The organism is Mesorhizobium sp. M2A.F.Ca.ET.067.02.1.1 (genome assembly GCF_004023285.1).
Lineage (GTDB): Bacteria > Pseudomonadota > Alphaproteobacteria > Rhizobiales > Rhizobiaceae > Mesorhizobium.
In genome coordinates, this window is the sequence record NZ_RZSB01000808.1 from 1 (window position 1) to 2,573 (window position 2,573).

General features: G+C 66.1%; 4 protein-coding genes and 1 pseudogene. 2 read left to right on the top strand and 3 right to left on the bottom strand.

The features are described from left to right. Positions 1-440, bottom strand: a pseudogene (ureC, locus tag EOA28_RS32075) (urease subunit alpha); the annotation flags it as partial. 167 nt (positions 441-607) lie between these two features. Here ureC and EOA28_RS32080 point away from each other — a divergent pair. Further along, positions 608-979, top strand: a complete 372-nt coding sequence (locus tag EOA28_RS32080) for a hypothetical protein (protein ID WP_128315673.1) — start codon at positions 608-610, stop codon at positions 977-979. A gap of 159 nt (positions 980-1,138) precedes the next feature. Then, positions 1,139-1,627, top strand: coding sequence for a hypothetical protein (locus EOA28_RS32085; RefSeq protein WP_126080011.1), 489 nt, complete (start codon positions 1,139-1,141; stop codon positions 1,625-1,627). 35 nt (positions 1,628-1,662) lie between these two features. Here the strand turns inward: EOA28_RS32085 and EOA28_RS32090 are convergent, their stop codons facing one another. Together EOA28_RS32090 and EOA28_RS32095 are read right to left on the bottom strand one after the other, a co-directional pair. Then, positions 1,663-1,968 (bottom strand): urease subunit beta, encoded by a 306-nt coding sequence (locus EOA28_RS32090; RefSeq protein ID WP_127251642.1) that lies wholly within the window; start codon positions 1,966-1,968, stop codon positions 1,663-1,665. Between the two features lie 7 nt (positions 1,969-1,975). Then, complete coding sequence (locus EOA28_RS32095; RefSeq protein WP_128315674.1) at positions 1,976-2,569, bottom strand: HupE/UreJ family protein; 594 nt, start codon at positions 2,567-2,569, stop codon at positions 1,976-1,978. Between the last annotated feature and the right edge of the window lie 4 nt (positions 2,570-2,573).

A 2,573-nucleotide genomic window follows, 5' to 3' on the forward strand; every position in this document is an offset into this window, starting at 1 on the left:
TCCTCGATCTGCTGCGGGCAGATGAAGTGGATATGCGCATCGAAGCCGCCGGCGGTGAGGATCTTGCCCTCGCCGGCGATGATTTCGGTGCCCGGACCGATGATGATGGTGACGCCATCCTGCGTGTCCGGATTGCCGGCCTTGCCGATCGCGGCGATACGGCCATCCTTCAGGCCAATATCGGCCTTGAAGATGCCGGCAAGCGCGTCGACAACCAGCGCATTGGTGATGACGGTGTCGACGGCGCCCTCTGCCCGCGTCACCTGGCTCTGGCCCATGCCATCGCGGATAACCTTGCCGCCGCCGAATTTCACTTCCTCGCCATAGACGGTGAGGTCCTTCTCGACCTCGATGAACAGCTCGGTGTCGGCAAGCCGCACCTTGTCGCCGACCGTCGGTCCATACATCTGCGCATAGGCGGCGCGGCTTATCCTGGCCATCAGCAATCGCTCCCGAAATTCCAATTGTTTGTGCGTGGGGCACACATTGTCGCCACCCAATGGTCACGCAATGACCCGCTCGCCGACACTTTGAGCGCCCATTTCAGCGTTCCCATCGGGCCGTTAAGGCGGGCGGAATCACTCCCAATCCGATGGAAGGAATATCCATGCGCAACGCGATACTTGTCGGCGCAGCCGCCACCTTGTTGATGGCGGGAGCTGCCGGCGCCCAGCAGCAGCCGACGCCCAGCCCGGCACCGACCGCCCCCGCCGCGCCGAAAGCCCAGTCCGCGGCGCCGGCGATCCAGAGCGTCAACGTCGTCGACATCACCGAACTGCCCAAGGATGCGCAGACGCAGGTCAACCAGATCGTGGCGCAGCGCGGCGACGCCGGCCTGCAGACCTTGCGCAAGTCGATCGACGCGACGCCCAAGGTGAAATCCGCGCTCGAAGCCAAGGGCATGAGCTCGGCGCAGGTGATTGCCGCCAGCATGCAGCCCAATGGCGCACTGACGCTGATCACCAAGAAGGCGAGCTGATCGCGCGCCCAGGCGGGCCGCCATGTGGTCCGCCAACCATATTTTGAAGGGAATGCGGGCCGCCTCGCGGTCCGCCGCCAGGCTTTCGAAGGGAACCTGCGGCCAGGCCGGACCGTTTCGCTGTTTTCGCCCCGCCACGAGGTCAGTCAGGAGCGAGCGATGGCGAATGGCCGGCGTTTTGCAAGATGGAGTTCCGTGGTTGTTGCCGCGCTTTTCGCGGTCGCCGCGCCCCATGCCGCGTCCGCTGCGCAGCCGCTGGGCAGCGACAAGCCTGCCGCCGCGATCGTCGATTCCGATGTCCGCCAGGAAGAGGCGCTCTCCAGGACGGAGGCCGGAAAAGTCATCACCGCCATCGACCGGACCCGCGACAATATCGGCACGGTGCGCAAGACCACCAAGCTCGACAGGGTCGACATCGTGTTCCTGACCGATGCGGCGCGCAGCGAAGGCGGGCCGCCGCCGGCCATCGAGAACAAAATGAAGCAGCATCAGGACGATGTCGCCGAGCTGCGCCAGGAGATCGAGGCGAACGCCCTGCTCTTCAACGCGATCGATTCCCGGCGCGTGCAGGCCGAGGACGTGCTCGCCGTGGAGTTCGACAATCCGGGGAAGGTCGTCATCTACGCGGCAGCCAAGCCCCCGAAGTGATGGCCTCCGAAGTGATCTGAGCGCGGCGGCGGACCTCACAGCTTGCCCATCACCTTCCGCTGGAAGCCATAGACCTCGCGTTTTCCCCCCAGCGGCACCAGCGTGACGTCGCGTTCCTGGCCCGGCTCGAAGCGCATAGCGGTGCCAGCGGCAATGTCCAGCCGCATGCCGCGCGCGCGCTCGCGGTCGAATTTCAGGCCCTCATTGGTCTCGAAGAAATGATAATGACTGCCGACCTGGATCGGCCGGTCGCCGCTGTTGGCGACCTTGAGGGTGACGGTCGGCCGGCCCTTGTTGAGGTCGATCTCGCCTTTGGCCGCAATAACTTCACCGGGGATCATCGCGCCCTCACACCATGCCGACGGAAAGGCCGACGCCGATCGTCGCGCAAGCGGCGCCGGCGGCGCGCGCCAGGCCGCGGAAGCGCCACCCAAGCCGAAGGCCGGCTGCCATGCCGACACCGTGGAGCAGCGCGGTGGCGGCGGCAAAGCCAGCCATATAATCGAGGCCGGCAGCGTTTTCAGGCACCTCGGCGCCATGGGCGTGACCGTGGAACAGAGCGAACAGGCCGATGATGGCGACCCCGGCCGAGACCGGCAGGTCGATCGCCAGCGCCACCAGCAGGCCGAACGCCACGACGGAAGCGAGGATGCCCGGCTCGACGAAAGGCACCGGCACATGCAGCATGCCGAGCGCGCCGCCGGCCAGCATCACGCCGAGGAAGGCCAGCGGCCAGGCCCAGAGCGCCTTTCCGCCCTTCATCGCCGCCCACAGGCCGACGGCCACCATGGCCGTCATGTGGTCGAGGCCGGACAGCGGATGCACGAAACCGGCGGCAAAAGAAGAGGTGGAGCCTGCGCCGACATGGGCTTCAGCCGGCATGGCGGCCGCCAGGAAAAGGATCGCGGCAAGTGTGGTTCGTTTCGTCGAGGCGGGGGTCATTTTT

Excerpts from the sequence above, each read along its gene's own strand:
- EOA28_RS32080 (WP_128315673.1), top strand. The coding sequence starts at position 608 with ATGCGCAACGCGATACTTGTCGGCGCAGCCGCCACCTTGTTGATGGCG.
- EOA28_RS32085 (WP_126080011.1), top strand. The coding sequence starts at position 1,139 with ATGGCGAATGGCCGGCGTTTTGCAAGATGGAGTTCCGTGGTTGTTGCC.
- EOA28_RS32090 (WP_127251642.1), bottom strand. The coding sequence starts at position 1,968 with ATGATCCCCGGTGAAGTTATTGCGGCCAAAGGCGAGATCGACCTCAAC.
- EOA28_RS32095 (WP_128315674.1), bottom strand. The coding sequence starts at position 2,569 with ATGACCCCCGCCTCGACGAAACGAACCACACTTGCCGCGATCCTTTTC.